Source organism: Cupriavidus sp., from assembly GCF_057315035.1.
In genome coordinates this window covers 26,406-43,320 of sequence record NZ_DBHKYV010000041.1, presented here as the reverse complement: position 1 = coordinate 43,320, position 16,915 = coordinate 26,406, and the positions used below count along the sequence as shown (strand labels likewise).

Genomic DNA, 16,915 nt, shown 5'->3' with positions numbered 1-16,915 from the left:
CCTCTCCCCCGCCCCTCTCCCGCGTGCGGGAGAGGGGAGAAAACAGGACGACTATTTAAAACCCCAGGTCACTCAAACCTGGGTGGTCATCGGGTCGGCGGCCCAGCGGCCAGTGGTATTTGCGATCGGACTCGCGAATCGGTGCATCGTTGATGCATGCGAAGCGCCGCTGCATCAGCCCGTTCTGATCGAATTCCCAGTTCTCGTTGCCGTACGAGCGGAACCAGTTCCCCGAGTCGTCGTGCCATTCATACGCGAAACGCACCGCGATGCGGTTGCCGTCGTGCGCCCACAACTCCTTGATCAGCCGATAGTCGAGTTCCTTTTGCCATTTGCGCGTGAGGAAGGCAACGATCTGGTCGCGGCCATTGACGAACTCGGCGCGGTTGCGCCACGCACTGTCGACCGTGTAGGCCAGCGCCACACGATTGGGGTCGCGCGAATTCCAGCCGTCTTCGGCGGCACGTACCTTGGCGGCAGCGGTTTCAAGCGTGAATGGAGGCAGGGGCGGACGAACTTCGGGTTGGCTTGACATGGATGGTCTTCCTTATGCAATCAACAAATAGACAGATCTGTCTCATCGAGCTTCGTAGTGTTAGGTAGACAAGTCTGTATGTCAAGCAGAAATTGCCGGCGGAAGGCTCCGTCGCCTTCAGATACGCTGACGGTCGAAGCCCGACTCTCGCGCCAGCACGATAGCCTGCGAGCGATTCTCGACTTCGAGTTTCGAGAAGATGCTCGTAATGTGGTTACGCACGGTTTTCTCGCATAGGCCGAGATGGGCCGCGATTTGCGCGTTGTCGCGCCCCTGCGCGATCAGCACCACGATGTCGCGCTCGCGCCGGGTCAGTGCGCCAAAGGCGGGGTCCGTGGCCGGCGCCGGTGCGGGCAGGAACGCGCGCACCTCTTCGATCCAGCGGTCCCACGCGGGCTCGCATTCGAGCAACAGGTGGTTGTTGCTATCGAGCGGAACAAAGCGCGCATTGGGAATCATGCTGGCGATCAGCCGGCCTTCGTCGAACGGCACGCGCGCATCGCGCACCGCGTGCAGGACCAGCGTGGGGCACGTGACCTGGGGCAGCAGCTCCACCACGTCGATATCGTTGAAGATGCGCATGAAGCGGGCAGCGTTGAGCGGCGACGTGGACACCCGCTCCAGTTCATTGAACCAGCGATGCTGCTCGGCGGTGCCACCGGGGATGAACTGCGTGGTGAAAAACTGCCTGAAAGCCGGGTTCTCCTGGCCCCAGCCGATTTCGGCAAGCCGGATCATCAGCTCGGTCTCCTCGCACATCTCTGGACTCAGGTTGCGCTTGAGGCGGCCGCGCGCATATCCGCCGTGCAGGATCAGATGGCTGACACGCTGCGGATGCGCCACCGCATATGCCACGGCAATCGATGCCCCCTGCGAAATGCCGAGCAGCGGAAAGCTCTCGATGCCCATTGCATCGACAATGGTTTCCAGATCGCGCAGCCATGCCTCGAACGACAGGTCATCGATATGCCGATCCGACAGCCCGCAGCCGCGTTCATCGTAGCGGATCAACGTATGCTGCTCCGATAACGCACACAGCATGTGGCTCCACACCGGACTGCCCACGTCGAACTCGAGGTGGCTCATCCAGTTGGCGGCCTTCACCAGTGGTGGCCCGCTGCCCGTGATTGCATACGCCAGGCGTACGCGGTCGGGGCTGGTGCATAGGCGGATCTGCTGCTTGAGCATCGGCATGGGTGGGTCGCGCACGGGGCAGGATACGAGCGAGGCGGTGTGCCGGTGTACTTGCGGAAACTCACCGCATCCGGTCGTGCCGGGCGACTCACCTATCTTAGACAACGATCCCCATCGCGCGGACATCAGTGTTGCCAGCCGGCTTCGCAATGTGCGGAAGGCCAGACGCGGGGCATGCGAAACGCGCCGGATGCGGTACACCATGGGTGGTGCGTCACAACGCGGGGAAGGTTGCCCGGCCGCATGCGGGCGAACCGCGCGGCCGGGCTGGCGCTTTACATGAGGTCAGGCGGCGCGCGATGCGCACTCGCCTTGTGCGCCAACGCTGCGCGCACCATCCGTGAACGCATCGCGCGCACCGATACGATTACCACCATCGCTATAGGGATCGCGCGGGCCCATGCGCGCGCCGTCGGTGTACGGATCGAAGCCACCCCGCTTGCACACGGTCTTACCCGCATGCTGCGTCGACGCATTCGACGGAATGAAAACTTCGCTCCACGCGCCGGCGTGAGCAATATTGCTCAGCCCGATGGTCAATGCGGAAGCGGCGAACAGGGTCTTGGCAAGATTCGTACACATCTGGACTACTCCAACTTGAAACTCCATCAGAAAAACAGAAAACGGATGGCATGGCCGATCCGTGGAGTCATTGTCGGCAACGATGTGGTTCGCGGCATGAGGCGAGCGTCCCGGTTCGGGACACCTTGCTCGAAAAAACCGCGCGCAGATGTGGGACCTCGGTCCTGTGCAGGCCGATTCGCCGGGCCAGAAGGGCACGCCGGCAGCCAGCATGTGGCACCGGATCGATACAGATAGCGTAATCCCGCGCGTAAACCCTCGCCAAGGACGCTTGTCCCGCTCCCGGGACTCTCAAGCGGCTGAAAACGATTGCATCCGGGACGCTCGCCTCACGCCGGAACGACTCGAACCCACCAACATTCGCATACGTCCTCCATGGGACGTCTTAATCGTATCGAGGAGTTCTGCAATGCAAGCTGTATCCCTTCGCGCCGACACACAACGCTATGCCCGCTGTATCGCCGCCTCGCGCCGTATCCGCTGGGACATCGACCAGGACGTGATTCGCGGCCGCACCTTCGACCTTTCACACAAGTTCCTTCCCGATGGCCTGTCGCTCGTTGACGAACTGCCATTCCTGAGCGCGTCCGAGCAACGTTTCCTGAGTCAGGTGCAAGGACGCACCTACGCAAACATGTTCGGGCTCGTGGAACGCTTCGTCAGCGCGAAGGTGGTGGAGCTGACAGGCCAGCACGCACTGGGCGACCAGGTCGCGCTGGAAGCGATGATCCGATTCTCCGACGAGGAAATGAAGCACCAGGAACTGTTCCGCCGCATCGAGCGCCTGGCCGCGCAGGACATGCCGGAGGGTTACCACTTCGACGCGCAACCCAATGACGTGGCCGCCTTCGTGCTGGGCAAGCGCAACTGGGCCGTACTGGCCGTGATCTGCCAGATCGAACTGTTCTCGCAGGCGCACTACCGAGCCAGTATCGGCACCGCGCCAGACCTGTCGGCATTGTTCAAGGATGTGTTCCTGTATCACTGGCGCGAGGAGTCGCAGCACGCCATCCTCGATGAACTGGAATGGATTCGCGAGAACGAGCGCGTCAGCGATGCCGAGCGCGATGCCGCGATCGAAGACATGATTGCAATCGTGGGCGGCTTCGACGAGGTGGTAAAGGCACAGGCACACGCCGATACGGAATACTTCATGCGCACCATCCGCGGCTCGCAGGATGCACCGCATTCAGCCGAGGTGGAAGCGGTGGTACTGAAGGCCTATCGTTGGACCTACATCGTGTCCGGCATGTTCGAGCCGCGCTTCAGCAAGCTGCTCGAAGAGATGACCACCGACGCACAGAAGGCCCGGATCGAATCCGCCATGGCACCGCTGATGTATGCGGTACCCGCCAGCGGCACGCCGCAACCGGCGATGGCGGCTTGATGCTCCCCTCTCCCGCACGGCGGGAGAGGGGTTGGGGGAGAGGGCAAGCGGTTCAAATTGCGATATCGCGTCTTGAAAGCCCGGCCCTCTCCCCCGCCCCTCTCCCGCGCGCGGGAGAGGGGAGAAAACCTAGACCCGCGCGACCGCCTCCAGACTCGCCAGATAGCTATGGATCTGCGCTACCACGGCGGCTCCCTCACCCACTGCGGCCGCTACGCGCTTGGTGGAGCCCGAACGGACGTCGCCGATGGCGAACACGCCGGGCACGCTGGTTTCAAGCGTGTAGTCGGCCCGCTCGGTACACGAATGATGCGCGTCATATCCGGTCAGGATGAAGCCCTTCGGATCGGTCTCGACATTGCATGAGCGCAGCCATTCCGTATTCGGCGCGGCGCCGATAAACAGGAATACGTGCCGCATCGGCACCGCCATGCATTCGGGACCCTGCTCCTGTTCCTTGTACCGGACGGTAGAGAGCCAGCCCTCTCCTTCCATTGCCGTGATCTGCGCGTGGGTATGCAGGTGCACGTTGGACAGGCTCTTGAGCCGATCGATCAGGTAGCGCGACATCGTGGCTTCCAGCCCCTCGCCACGCACCAGGATATGCACCTCGGCCGCATGCGATGCCAGGTACACCGCCGCCTGGCCGGCCGAGTTGCCGCCGCCCACCAGCATCGCGTGCTCGTCCTTGCACAGCTTGGCCTCGACCGGCGACGCCCAGTAGTAGACGCCGCGCCCTTCGTACTTGTCGAGTGATTCGATTTCAGCGCGGCGATACTGCGCGCCGCTGGCAATCACCACCGTGCGCGTGGGAATCCTGCGTCCATCTGCCAATTCGAGCTGGATCGGGCTTTCCCCGCAATGCAAAGCCTTCGCTTCCAGCGGAATCGCCAGGTGCGCACCAAACTTGAGCGCCTGCACGAATGCGCGCCCGGCCAGCGCCTGCCCCGAGATGCCGGTCGGAAAACCCAGGTAGTTCTCGATACGCGCGCTGGCACCGGCCTGGCCGCCCGGCGAGCGGCAATCGAGCACGGCCACTGACAATCCCTCGGATGCCGCATAGACGGCGGTGGCCAGGCCGGCCGGTCCGGCGCCAACCACGACGACGTCATACACATGCCCGGGATCGAACTCGGGCACCAGCCCCAGGCAACTCGCGAGTTGCCCTTCATCTGGTGCGCGCAGCACGCTGCCGTCCGGACAGATCACCATCGGAAAATCGCTTTGCGGCGCCTTGCTGATCTCGAGCAGGCACGTTGAATCGTGATCGGCCTCGACATCGATCACCTTGTGCGGATAGCCGTTGCGCCGCAGGAATGCCTGCAGCGCCAACAGCAATGGCTCGGTGCCCTTGCCGACCAGCACCGGCCCGCCACCGCGCTCGATCAGGCCCACGCGGCGCAGGATCAACGCGCGCATGATGCGTTCGCCCAGGTCCGCCTCGGCTACCAGCAGCGCGCGCAGGCGATCGGGCGGTATGACCAGCGCGGTCACATTCTCCAGCGCAACCGCATCGACCAGCGCCGGCTTGCCGGTCAGTTGCCCGACCTCGGCAAGGAATTGCCCCGGGCCCTCTTCAGTAATCGGTGTGGTGTGGCCAAAGCCGTCACGCTGGTCGATACGAACCCGGCCTGAAAGGATCAGGAACATGCCGCGCCCGGCATCGCCAATCTGGAACAGCATTTCGCCGGCCTGCCAGGCCTGCTTTTGGCCGAAGCGGCGGACCCGGTCGATTTCCGCATGCGTCAACGTGGGAAACATCTGATGACGGCGCGTCTCAAGCATTGAATATGGCGCATCCAGGCCAGCCACCGGCTCCTGCGTGGCCTCCGAGTCCGCATTGTCAGGATTGGCGTCGAGTTCCGACGTCGCCTGCGTCATCTCCATGCTTTTCTCCCGCTGTTGTGAAGCTGCCGGACACTGCCGGCACGTCATGCATCGATCGGGACTGCTTTGCTGGGCTTGATAGTAGCGCTGCCGATGCGGAATCGCACCTGAAGTTTTTCAGGTGCGCGGCGGCTGTCGCAATGTCTGCAAATGTTCTTGCACCACGACTAAGCGCATCCTCTTTGCACCCATGAGAAAAGCGACTGCTATCAAGTGATTTAAATCATGGTGAGAATATTAAGCGCTGGCTACACTGTGCTGCGCGCCTTCAGGACGCGCAGTCCGTCATGGACCCACAAGGCCCCTGGCGGCATACCAGACAGCCCCCAGCAAGGAGACTAGATGTACCGCGATCGCATTCGCCTGGCCGCCCTCCAGGACAAGATCATGTCGGCCGATGAAGCCGCAACGCTGATCCAGGACGGCATGACCGTTGGCATGAGCGGGTTCACGCGTGCCGGAGATTGCAAGGCGGTGCCCATTGCACTGGCCCGCCGCGCCAGCGCCGATCCGCTGCAGATCACGCTGATCACGGGCGCCTCGCTGGGCAACGATACCGACAAGATCCTGGCCGAAAGCAATGTGCTGGCGCGTCGCCTGCCATTTCAGTCCGATGCCACGCTTCGCCGCAAGATCAACAACGGCGAGGTGATGTTCATCGACCAGCATCTTGGTGAAACGGTCGAGCAACTACGCAGCGGCCAGCTTGCGCCGGTCGATATCGCGGTCATCGAGGCCGCCGCCATTACCGAGACGGGCGGGATCGTACCTACCACGTCGGTCGGCAATTCCGCCAGCTTCGCGATGATGGCGAAAAAGGTGATCGTCGAACTGAACCTGAACATGTCGGCTGGCCTGGAAGGCCTGCATGACATCGCATTCCCGGTGCAGCGCCCGTATCGGCAGCCGATTCCGCTGATCGCCGTGGAACAACGCATCGGCCTGCCGTACATCCCCGTGGATCCGTCACGGATCGCGGCCATCGTGATTACCGAACGCGATGACAGCCCGTCGAACGCGCTGCCGCCCGATGCGGAAACGCGCCAGATCGCCGGACATCTGAATGCCTTGCTTGAACGCGAGGTGCGCGCGGGCCGTTTGTCGCCGTCGCTGCAACCCTTGCAGGCAGGCATCGGCACCATCGCGAATGCCGTGCTGCATGGGCTGGCCGATTCGCCGTTCCACGACCTGACGATGTATTCCGAAGTGCTGCAGGACAGCACCATCGCATTGATCGATGCCGGCAAGTTGCGCTTCGCGTCGGCGTCGTCGATGACACTGTCCGCGCCTGTATATCGCCGCGTGCTCGATGATATCGAGCGTTACAAGCAGAAGCTGATCCTGCGGCCGCAGGAAATCAGCAACCATCCCGAAGTGCTGCGCCGCCTGGGCCTGATCACCATCAACACCGCGCTGGAGTGCGACATCTACGGTAACGTGAACTCCACGCATGTGGGTGGCACGCACATGATGAACGGCATCGGCGGTTCGGGCGACTTCGCGCGCAACGCATTCCTGTCGGTATTCGTGACCAAGTCGGTGGCCAAGGATGGCAAGATCTCGAGCATCGTGCCGATGGTCTCGCACGTCGACAATAGCGAGCATGACGTGGATATCCTGGTCACCGAACATGGCCTGGCCGACCTGCGTGGCCTGGCACCGCGCGAGCGCGCGCTGCAGGTGATCAACAACTGCGCCGACCCGGCCTATCGCGATGGCCTGCGCGACTACTTCCGCCGCGCGTGCCTGCGCGGCGGCCAGACTCCCCACCTGCTCGAAGAAGCGTTCGCCTGGCATGTGAACTACCGCGATCACGGCACCATGCTGGCCCCGTCGCCCGCAATCGAACCGCTGGCCGCCTGATCCACGCGCCGGACCGCACGCCCGACCGCACGCCCAACTACCCGCCTGACCCAACCCGCGGCATACGCTGCGGGTCCCCTCCTGCTTCACGCTCCGCACATCCCCACGTAGCCATTACGTAACTAAATGTATCCCATTGTAAGGAGTTGTACTTTTAAACACGAATCATTATCATTCGTCTTTTCGTTTCGATACAAGCGCGCCTGTCGCCCCCCAATGCGTCTGACATCCATCGCCGTCGTGGCCGGCACTCTGCTCTCGACCATTCCGTCCGTCCGCGCCCAGGCAACAGCCTCGGGCGACCCCTTGCCGACTGTCGTGGTCACCGGGACCCGCTCGGAGAAGACTTTGGACGAAACGCCGATCCGTACCGAAGTGGTCGATCGGCAGGAAATCGAACGCACGCATGCGCGCACGCTCAAGGATGCGCTGGAAAACGTGCCCGGCCTGCAATTACGCGAGATCCACGGCAAGTCCGGCTACGAAGTCACGCTGCAGGGCATGACCAGCGACCAGGTGCTGATCCTGATCGACGGGCTGCCGATCACCGCCAGCACGGGGTCCACCGTGGACGTGTCGCAATATTTGCTGACCGAGGTCGACCACGTTGAAGTGGTCAAGGGAGCCAGTTCCGCGCAATACGGCAGTTCGGCAATGGGCGGCGTCATCAACGTGATCACGCGCCCGATTTCCAAGGGGTTTTCCGCTGCCGCCACGGCCGATGCGGGCAGCTATGGTGCACAGAATGCCGACGGCTCCCCGGGCGCCCTGCACGGCAACGTCAGGCTCGAAGGTGGCACGGAGCAGTTTCGTGCCCGCATCACCGCCGATGGGCTCGACAACAAGGGGTTCGCGGTCGACCCGGACGGCTGGACGCGCCGCGGCGACAAGATCCGGCGCGAACAATACGCCGGCCGCCTCGAGTGGCTTCCCAGCAAGGCCGGAAACTTCTGGTTTGACGCCAGCGCCTACCGCGAGACCGACGAACAGCGCTACCAGTACTACGCGCCACCCAGCTACGTGCCCCAGCGCAAGACCGAGGACATCGACCGCAACCGCTACACCTATGGTGGCCAGTGGCGCTTCGACAATGGTGTTCGTGCGCGCCTGGCCGGGGTGCATGAAACCTACGACAGCACGTCACGCGAATACTCGAACGGCTTCCAGACTTCGACACGCAACTCGGCGCAGCAGACCGACCACGTATCAACGCAGTTCGACTTGCCGGCGTGGTACCGCCAACTCTGGCAGTTCGGCGGGGACTTCCATCGCGAAACACTCAAACAGAACGTCAACGGTACTTCGGAGCTGACTGGCACCGGCAGCGCAGAGCGCCATGCCGGCGAGCTTTACCTGCAGAACGACATCCTGTTCAACGAGACCTGGGAAATGATCGTCGGCCTGCGCGGCCAGCACGATTCCGACTTCGGCAGCCACTTCGCGCCAAAGGTGGGCGTACGCGCCAACCTGCTCTCGAACGACACCTGGAAAGGCGTGCTGCGCGCCAACTACGGCCAGGGCTACCGCGTGCCGAACCTCAAGGAACGGCACTACCTGTTCGACCACAGTTCGCTTGGCTACATCGTGCTGGGCAACCCGAACCTCAAGCCCGAGTCGTCGAACAGCTTCCAGCTGGGCGGGCAATTGAGCTGGCGCGACCGCGTCACGCTCGACGCCAACCTGTTCTACAACCGCGTCACGGACCTGATCCAGACCGACATGACCAATTTCACGATGGTCAACGGCATCGCGGTCTACACGTATCGCAATGTGGCGCGTGCCCGCACCCAAGGCGCGGAGACTTCGCTGCGCTGGCGCGCAACCAGCCAGCTGAACCTGTCGGCAGCCTACACGTACACGGCGACCGAGGATCTCAATACCGGCGCGGAACTGACCCGCCGTCCGCGCCATATGGGCCGGGTCGGCGCCGACGTGCGCGTGCTGCCATCCACCGAATTGTCGGCACGCGCGCGCTTCCAGAGCAGCGAACTGACCGACTCCACCACCGGCGCACGCTCGCCAGGCTGGGGCACGCTCGACCTCGTGCTGAACCAGAAGATCGGCCGCAACGTGACGGCGTTCGCCGGCGTGAACAACCTGTTCAACCGTCAGCGCGATTTTGCAAATGCCAGTGACTTCGGGCCCGTGGCGGGGCGCTTTATCTACCTGGGCGCACGCTTCAACGTCGACGTCGTCCGCTAATCAGAAACCAGAAACCACGGGGAAAAGCCACACCATGAACGATAGTCTCGAATCCCGACGCGCCCTGCGTCCTTTCACGCTTCCTTTCATGCGCCCGCTTGGCGCGGCCGCGCTCGCGCTGACCCTGGCCGCGTGCGGCGGCGGTGGCGACGACAGCAGCACGACTACCACTGGCAGCTCTGGCGGCACCACCACCCCGCCCGCTTCGACGTCCGCATTCACGCAATCGGCCGAATGGACCTTCACGTTGCCCGCCAACGGCTCGTCGATCTGCTATGACTTCAACAGCAAGGCCGTGGTGGCTGGCTGCACCGGCACCAACTGGGACCTGAAGGTCAAGAGCAGCGGCATGAGTGCCTCGCTCTGGACCAACAGCGGTACCAGCGGCACCGGCAATGGCGGCGCCTTCGGTACGCCGTTCGACCACACCTGGACCGCGCTGTCGGCATGGAAGAATGCGACGATCGACCCCGTCAACGGCACGCTGCCCGCCACGGTGTTCCTGAAGGATTCGGCCAGCGGCGTGTTCTCGGGCACCAACGATATCGCTTCCGCCGCTTTTGAATACGGTGTGACTGGCGCCACGACCGACCACCTGCTCTACCCGACCTATCGCACGTACCTGATCACCACGAACAGTGCCCTCGCCGACAATATCGGCACGGCGCTGGCGCCGGTGTTTGCACTGCAGATCACCGGTTACTACGGTGGTGCGGGCGGCACCACGTCGGGCTATCCGTCGTTCCGTTGGGTCGATCGCAGCGCGCCGGGCACGATCCTGTCCGACAGCGTCAACGCGTCGGGATCTGACTGGGTCTACTACGACCTCGTAGCCAAGGCCGTGAGCTCGGCCACCGGCACCTGGCACATTGCCTTCAACCGCTACAACATCAAGCTCAATGGCGGCGAGTCGGGCAGCGGCACGGTGGCAGGTTTCCTGGCCAAGACACCGACCGGTTTCTACGACTCCACTACTGGCAAGCCGGTGGCGTCGAAGTTCACCGACGCGAGCAACCTGACCGCGCTGGCAGCGGACCTGACGGCATCGGACCTTGCCGTGCCGGCCACGGCCTCCGCGTGGAAGAAGGACACCACCGCCTCGACACTGAGCCCGGCCTATACGGGTACCTATCCAAGCCCGATGAACTTCGGCTGGTACACGTACTTCCCGACCGCCGCCGCGGCCGCAGCCAACGGCTTGCCCTCGGTTGCCCACCTGATCAGCGCCAACCCCGACGCTGGCGGCCTGATCCGTGGCGGCGAAGGCACCACGTACGCACGCTTCCACCTGACGAAGATCGTCTACGCCGACCCGAACAACAACGCCAGCGCCCAGACCTGGACGATCAACTTTGACGTCCAGCCCTGACCTGCCCTGACAAATCATTGAAGAGATGGAAATGGAACAGCAACGCATCGACACCCTGCGCCAGCGCCACCAGGCGCTTATCGAAGAACACCCGAAGCTGCGCATCCGCGACCGCGCGCAGCGGCTGGGCGTGAGCGAGGCGGAACTGGTGGCAGCCGGCTGCGGTGTCACCGCACGCCAGCTGGGGGGTACGGCGCAGGCGCTGTTCCGTGACCTGGGCACGCTCGGGCCGGTGATGGCGCTCTCGCGCAACGACAACGCCGTTCACGAGCGGCACGGTCAATACCAGGGCATCGAAGCGAATGGCCCGGTTGGCATCGTGCTGGGACCCGATATCGACCTGCGCATGTTTTTCGGCGCATGGAAGCATTTCTACGCCGTGACCGAGAACGGCCGTGACAGCCTGCAGTTCTTCGACAAGGCTGGCGAGGCCGTGCACAAGGTCTACCGCACCGAGCAGACCGATGCCGCTGCCTGGCAGACCTATCTGGACCGGCATGCCGCGCCCGATATCGCGCCGGTGGCAATTGAACGCTTCACGGCGGTGGAGGAAGCGGACCACCCCACCGACGGAGACGCATTGCGCACGCACTGGCGCAACCTCAAGGACACCCACGATTTCTTTGCGATGCTGCGCCAGTTCAAGGTATCGCGGCTCGGTGCACTGCGCACCGCCGGCACGGACCTCGCGCAACAGGTAGACCCCGGCGCCGTGGAAGCCGTGCTGCAGCATGCGGCGGACACGGGGTTGTCGATCATGTGCTTCGTCGCCAATCGCGGCATCGTGCAGATTCACACCGGCCCGGTGAAGAAGCTGCTGCGCACCGGCCCATGGTTCAACGTGCTCGACGAAACCTTCAACCTGCACCTGAACACCGAAGCCGTCGCCTCGAGCTGGGTCGTCAACAAGCCAACCGTGGACGGCTGGGTCACATCACTGGAACTGTACCGCGCCGATGGCGAGTTGATCGTCCAGTTCTTTGGTGAACGCAAGCCTGGCAAGCCGGAACTGTCGGCGTGGCGCGAGTTGCTGCAGTCGCTGTGTCCCGTCGCACTGGCCGCATGACCGGGAGTTCCGAGATGAAACTGCTTCGCAATGTGTTGCTACCCCTGCTTTGCGCTGCGGGCATCGGGGGCGCCCACGCTGCGCCGGCCCGCGTGGTCGGGCTGGGCGGTGGCGTGACCGAGATCGTGTATGCACTCGATGCCGGCAGGCTGCTGGTAGGCGCCGACATATCGAGCATCTTTCCGCCGGCCGCGCTGAAGCTGCCCAAGGTGGGCTACTACCGTACGTTCTCGGTGGAAGGCGTGGCGAGCCTGAAGCCGGACGTGGTGCTGGCGTCGGACCAGAGCGGCCCGCCGCAAGCGCTGGAGCAGGTGCGCAAGCTCGGCAGCAAGGTGGTAGTACTGCCGTCCGAGCCTACCCTGCAGGCACTCGACCAGCGCATTCTTGGCGTGGCCACCGCGCTGGACATGCCTGCCAAGGGCCAGGCACTGGTGGACAAGCTGCACGCCGAACTCCGCGACATCAAACCCGTGACTGAACCGGTGCGGGTGCTGATGGTAAGCAGCCACACGGGCAAGATGCAGGCCGTGGGCGAGGACACCGCGGGCGATGCCATGCTGAAGCTGGCGGGCGCGACCAATGTGCTGGCTGGACAGAAGGGGTTCAAGCCATTCTCGGCGGAAGCCGCGGCGGCGCTGCGCCCGGATGTCATCGTCACGACCACGATGTCGGTCAATGCCAGCGGCAATGCCGAGGCATTCCTGGCCCAGCCGGGCCTCAATGCCACGCCTGCGGCGCGCGCCCGGCGCATTATCGTGATGGACGACCTGCTGCTGCTCGGCTTCGGCCCGCGCCTCCCAGAGGCCCTGCGCCTGCTCCAGGACGGCCTGACTCCGCGCAAGTCGGCCGCGCGATGATACGCACCCAACGGCTCGGCGTACTTGCGGCACTGTGCGCCATGCTGGTGTTCACGGCACTATGGGCCGCCGCCAGCGGCGCGCTGTCGATTCCTCATGGCAAGCTGCTGCCATTGCTATGGTCATCCTCGGTGGAAGGCGACGATGCGATGTGGCGCAATGTACTGATCGAAGTACGGCTGCCACGCATCGTGCTGGCCATCACCGTGGGCGCGGCGCTGGCGCTGTCAGGCGCGGTCATGCAGGCACTGTTCCGCAACCCGTTGGCGGAACCGGGGCTGATTGGCATCTCGCTCGGCGGTGCGGCGGGCGCCGTGGCCGCGATCGTGCTGGGTGCCGAAGGGCTTGGGCAGATCGCCCCGGCGGCGTTCGGCGGCAGCCTTGCGGCCACGGCACTCGCCTATCGGCTCGGCTCGCGCCGTTCCGGCGTAGGCAATCTTTTGCTGGCCGGTATCGCCATCAACGCCATCTGCGCCGCTATCGTCGGCTTTTTCACCTACCAGGCGAGCGATGTCCAGTTGCGCAACCTGACGTTCTGGAACATGGGCAGCCTGGCTGGCGCCACATGGTCCATGCTCGCATGGCTGGTACCGCTGGTCGCGGTGCTGTGCGCACTGCTGCTGCGCGACTGGCGCGCAATGAATGCGCTGCTGCTCGGCGAACGCGAAGCGCATCACCTCGGCTTCGACCTGAAACGATTGCGCCTGCGCCTGATCGTGCTGACTGCCTTGCTGGTCGGGCCGGTGGTGGCCGTCACCGGCACCATCTCGTTCGTGGGACTGGTGGTACCTCACCTGATCCGCATGCCGTTCGGTGCCGATCATCGCTGGCTGCTGCCCAACACACTGGCCGGCGGCGCCATTGCGTTGACGCTCGGTGATTGGCTGGCACGCACGGTGGTGATTCCTGCGGAGTTGCCGATCGGCATTGTTACAAGCCTGGTGGGCGGCCCGTTCCTGCTCTGGATGCTGACTAGAAAGGGAGCCTGAAATGTTGGTCGCACGCAATCTGAGCTGCAGTCGCGGCCGTCGCCAGGTGCTGTCGGGCATCGACCTGGAGCTGCATCCGGGGGAGGTGCTCGGCGTGCTTGGCGCCAATGGCGCGGGCAAGAGCACGCTGCTCGGCACCCTGGCCGGCGAGCTCGCCAGCGACAGTTCCGATATCACATTGGATGGCCGCCCGCTACGCGACTGGAGCGTACGTGAAATAGCGCGCCGACGGACCGTACTGCCGCAATCGCCAAGCCTCGGCTTCGACCTGGGCGTGACGGAAGTGGTGGCGATGGGCGGCTATCCGTTTCCTGAGCTTGATGCCACCGCGCTCGACACACTGATCGGACGGGCACTGGAACTGGCCGATGCCACGCACCTGGCCATGCGCGACTACCAGAGCCTTTCTGGCGGCGAGCAACAACGCGTGCAGTTCGCCCGCACACTGGTACAGGCGCTCGCCTGCCGCCAGTCGGACGACTATCGGGCGCTGCTGCTCGATGAACCGATCTCGAGCCTCGATCCACGCCATCAGGTCATGCTGCTGTCGGCAGCACGCACGCTGAGCCGTACCGAGAACCTTGCCGTGCTGGTCGTGCTGCACGACGTCAATCTCGCGGCACGCTGGTGCGACCGCCTGCTGCTGCTTTCCGACGGCCGCGCCCGCGCCCTCGGCACCCCCGGCGAAGTACTCACAGAATCCCACCTCGCCGATGTCTATGGCATGCCAGCCACGGTGTTGGAGTCGCCGGTCCATCAAGGCACGCCGTTGGTGATTTTTGGCTGATTGCCCCGCCTTTCGGACACGCTAAGTGTCGGCTAAGTCTTGATGCGTAACCTTGCCTCCAGTTGAACATCCCAACTGGAGGACGAGGAATGGACCAACCGCCAGCAAGCACAGACCCCTATCGTCATGCCGCAATTGCCGGCATGAGCCAACGCCAGCTCAATACCGGTGCAGCGTGGGCCAGCAAGGTCCCCGAAATCACCCTTTCGTTCTGGATCATCAAGATCCTGTCAACGACGGTCGGCGAAACCGCGGCCGACTTTCTCGCTGTCAACATTGGCTGGGGCCAGGCCGTCACCACGGCTGCAATGGCTTTCCTGTTGCTGTGCGCCTGGGGCTATCAAATGCGCACGCACCGATATACGCCGTGGACCTACTGGCTCACCGTCGTGCTGGTGAGCATTGTCGGTACGCAAGTCACCGACATCCTGACAGATGGCCTGGGCGTCAGCCTGTATGTCAGCACGGCAATCTTCAGCGCGGTACTACTGCTGGTCCTTGCGATCTGGTACCGGCTCGAAGGCACCCTTTCCATCAAGTCGATTTTCACCCCGAAGCGCGAACTGTTCTATTGGGTTGCGATCCTCTGCACATTCGCACTCGGTACCGCGGCGGGCGATCTTGCAACGGAAGCACTCGGACTGGGTTTCGCGTGGGGTGTCGTAGCGTTCGGCGTGTGCATCGGTTTGTCGTACGTTGCATGGCGGCTCGGCGTCAGCACCGTACTCACGTTCTGGATCGCTTACATCCTTACCCGGCCATTCGGCGCATCGCTCGGCGACCTGCTGACCCAGGACAGGAACTATGGAGGCTTTGGCCTGGGTCCGCTCTGGACCAGCGCCATGTTCATGATCGTGATTGTCATCCTCGTAACCATTGAGCAGTTGGCTGCCAATGGCCGAAGCGACAGTTATTCCTCTTCCAACTGACCAACACTGACTTTACAAGGGATCACACCATGCTCCTCTTCGCACCGCTCAAAGGCCAAACCGCCGCACTCGCGCTCGCCGTGTTGCTGGCACCAGTCGCTGGATACTCCGCGCCCGCTGGCGCAACCTCGCAGCAGGTAGTCCAGGCGCCAAGCAGAGCTCCGACTGCCCTTGGCGATCTGGGGGCATTCCACAGCATCGCCGTGGACGTGCAGTCGCTCGTGGACGCCGGCAATCTTGCCGCGGCGAAAACCCGTATCAAGGACCTTGAAGTGTCATGGGACCGCGCCGAAGCTGGCCTGAAGCCCCGCGCCGTGGGCGACTGGCACACGCTCGACAAGGCAATCGACCGCGCCCTGGGCGCGCTCCGTGCTTCCAAGCCGACGCAAGGAGAGTGCAAGGCTGCGATGACAGACCTTTTGAGGACGTTCGATAGCCTCAGTGGCAAGGCATGAGCGGCGCCAATCAACCATTGCGAGGATAAAACCGATGCATTCGACCGACGTTCGCACAGCGCTTGGCAAGGTTCCCGAGGTCACGTTCGGATTCTGGCTCATCAAGATTGCGGCGACGACGCTGGGCGAGACCGGCGGCGATGCCCTTTCGATGTCCATGCACCTTGGATACCTGCTTAGCACGTTCATTTTTGCAGCAGTCTTCCTGGTCGCCGTCGTGGCACAAGTCCGTGCCAGGAACTATCATCCGGCCACTTACTGGGTGACCATCGTTGCCACGACCACGGTCGGCACCACGCTGGCGGACTTCGCCGACCGCTCGCTGGGTATCGGATATCCAGGGGGTAGCGCGCTGCTATTGGTGCTACTGCTGCTGTCATTGTTCATATGGCATCGCTCGATGGGAACCGTCTCCATTGCTTCGATCCATACGCCGAAGGCAGAGATCTTTTACTGGGTGACCATCATGTTCTCGCAAACACTGGGCACTGCTCTCGGCGACTGGACAGCCGATACCATCGGGCTCGGGTATGTGGGAGGGATCATAGTCTTCGGCACGCTGCTCACGGTACTTGCCGCGGCGTACTACTGGACTTCGATCTCCCGGACGTTGTTGTTCTGGGCAGCGTTTATCCTGACCCGTCCGCTTGGTGCTGTCGTTGGTGACTTCCTGGACAAGCCGCTCAATGCCGGTGGCATGGCAATGGATCGCTTCACCGCGTCGGCGGTACTGATGACCTTCATGGCCGCCTGTATCCTGCTATTGCCTCAGCGCGCCGCGGCCAGTGCCAATCACTGAACTGCCACCTCAAG

At 63.4% G+C, this 16,915-nt stretch carries 15 protein-coding genes; 11 read left to right on the top strand and 4 right to left on the bottom strand.

Annotated elements, in window-relative coordinates; translation table 11 throughout:
• Positions 1-55: 55 nt before the first annotated feature.
• The 3 genes from ACO550_RS32550 to ACO550_RS32540 all read right to left on the bottom strand — a co-directional run bounded on the left by ACO550_RS32550 (position 56) and on the right by ACO550_RS32540 (position 2,311).
• Positions 56-535: a DUF1348 family protein gene (locus ACO550_RS32550; protein WP_315595108.1), complete on the bottom strand. Its 480-nt coding sequence runs from the start codon at positions 533-535 to the stop codon at positions 56-58.
• Between the two features lie 117 nt (positions 536-652).
• Entirely contained in the window at positions 653-1,729 is a 1,077-nt protein-coding gene (locus ACO550_RS32545) for an alpha/beta fold hydrolase (protein ID WP_315595109.1), read from the bottom strand.
• 285 nt (positions 1,730-2,014) lie between these two features.
• Positions 2,015-2,311 (bottom strand): hypothetical protein, encoded by a 297-nt coding sequence (locus ACO550_RS32540; RefSeq protein WP_315595110.1) that lies wholly within the window; start codon positions 2,309-2,311, stop codon positions 2,015-2,017.
• A 409-nt stretch (positions 2,312-2,720) separates the two neighbouring features.
• Here ACO550_RS32540 and ACO550_RS32535 point away from each other — a divergent pair, with 409 nt between their 5' ends.
• The gene (locus ACO550_RS32535) at positions 2,721-3,698 is read left to right on the top strand and encodes a hypothetical protein (RefSeq protein ID WP_315595111.1); all 978 of its coding nucleotides are present in this window, start codon (positions 2,721-2,723) and stop codon (positions 3,696-3,698) included.
• A 129-nt stretch (positions 3,699-3,827) separates the two neighbouring features.
• On the opposite strand, the gene ACO550_RS32530 is transcribed toward ACO550_RS32535, so the two are convergent.
• Positions 3,828-5,585, bottom strand: a complete 1,758-nt coding sequence (locus ACO550_RS32530; protein WP_315595112.1) for an FAD-dependent oxidoreductase — start codon at positions 5,583-5,585, stop codon at positions 3,828-3,830.
• Positions 5,586-5,927: 342 nt separating this feature from the next.
• On the opposite strand from ACO550_RS32530, the gene scpC reads away from it, so the two are divergent.
• From scpC to ACO550_RS32480, 10 genes are all read left to right on the top strand, one after another.
• Positions 5,928-7,448: a succinyl-CoA:acetate CoA-transferase ScpC gene (gene scpC / locus ACO550_RS32525; protein WP_315595113.1), complete on the top strand. Its 1,521-nt coding sequence runs from the start codon at positions 5,928-5,930 to the stop codon at positions 7,446-7,448.
• Positions 7,449-7,664: 216 nt separating this feature from the next.
• Positions 7,665-9,650 (top strand): TonB-dependent receptor, encoded by a 1,986-nt coding sequence (locus tag ACO550_RS32520; protein ID WP_315595114.1) that lies wholly within the window; start codon positions 7,665-7,667, stop codon positions 9,648-9,650.
• Between the two features lie 34 nt (positions 9,651-9,684).
• Entirely contained in the window at positions 9,685-11,019 is a 1,335-nt protein-coding gene (locus ACO550_RS32515; protein ID WP_315595115.1) for an HmuY family protein, read from the top strand.
• Between the two features lie 25 nt (positions 11,020-11,044).
• Positions 11,045-12,085: a hemin-degrading factor gene (locus tag ACO550_RS32510; RefSeq protein WP_485995076.1), complete on the top strand. Its 1,041-nt coding sequence runs from the start codon at positions 11,045-11,047 to the stop codon at positions 12,083-12,085.
• A gap of 14 nt (positions 12,086-12,099) precedes the next feature.
• Positions 12,100-12,942, top strand: a complete 843-nt coding sequence (locus ACO550_RS32505) for an ABC transporter substrate-binding protein (RefSeq protein WP_315595117.1) — start codon at positions 12,100-12,102, stop codon at positions 12,940-12,942.
• Positions 12,939-13,931, top strand: coding sequence for an iron chelate uptake ABC transporter family permease subunit (locus ACO550_RS32500; protein ID WP_315595118.1), 993 nt, complete (start codon positions 12,939-12,941; stop codon positions 13,929-13,931). The genes ACO550_RS32505 and ACO550_RS32500 overlap by 4 nt, the downstream gene beginning before the upstream one ends.
• Before the next feature lies 1 nt (position 13,932).
• Positions 13,933-14,718 carry a heme ABC transporter ATP-binding protein gene (locus ACO550_RS32495; RefSeq protein ID WP_315595119.1) on the top strand — a complete coding sequence of 262 codons (786 nt, stop codon included), beginning with the start codon at positions 13,933-13,935 and terminating at the stop codon, positions 14,716-14,718.
• Positions 14,719-14,861: 143 nt separating this feature from the next.
• Positions 14,862-15,647 carry a hypothetical protein gene (locus tag ACO550_RS32490; protein ID WP_315595149.1) on the top strand — a complete coding sequence of 262 codons (786 nt, stop codon included), beginning with the start codon at positions 14,862-14,864 and terminating at the stop codon, positions 15,645-15,647.
• 29 nt (positions 15,648-15,676) lie between these two features.
• Positions 15,677-16,102 (top strand): hypothetical protein, encoded by a 426-nt coding sequence (locus tag ACO550_RS32485; protein WP_315595120.1) that lies wholly within the window; start codon positions 15,677-15,679, stop codon positions 16,100-16,102.
• A 34-nt stretch (positions 16,103-16,136) separates the two neighbouring features.
• Positions 16,137-16,901, top strand: coding sequence for a hypothetical protein (locus ACO550_RS32480; RefSeq protein WP_315595121.1), 765 nt, complete (start codon positions 16,137-16,139; stop codon positions 16,899-16,901).
• The last annotated feature ends 14 nt before the right edge of the window (positions 16,902-16,915 follow it).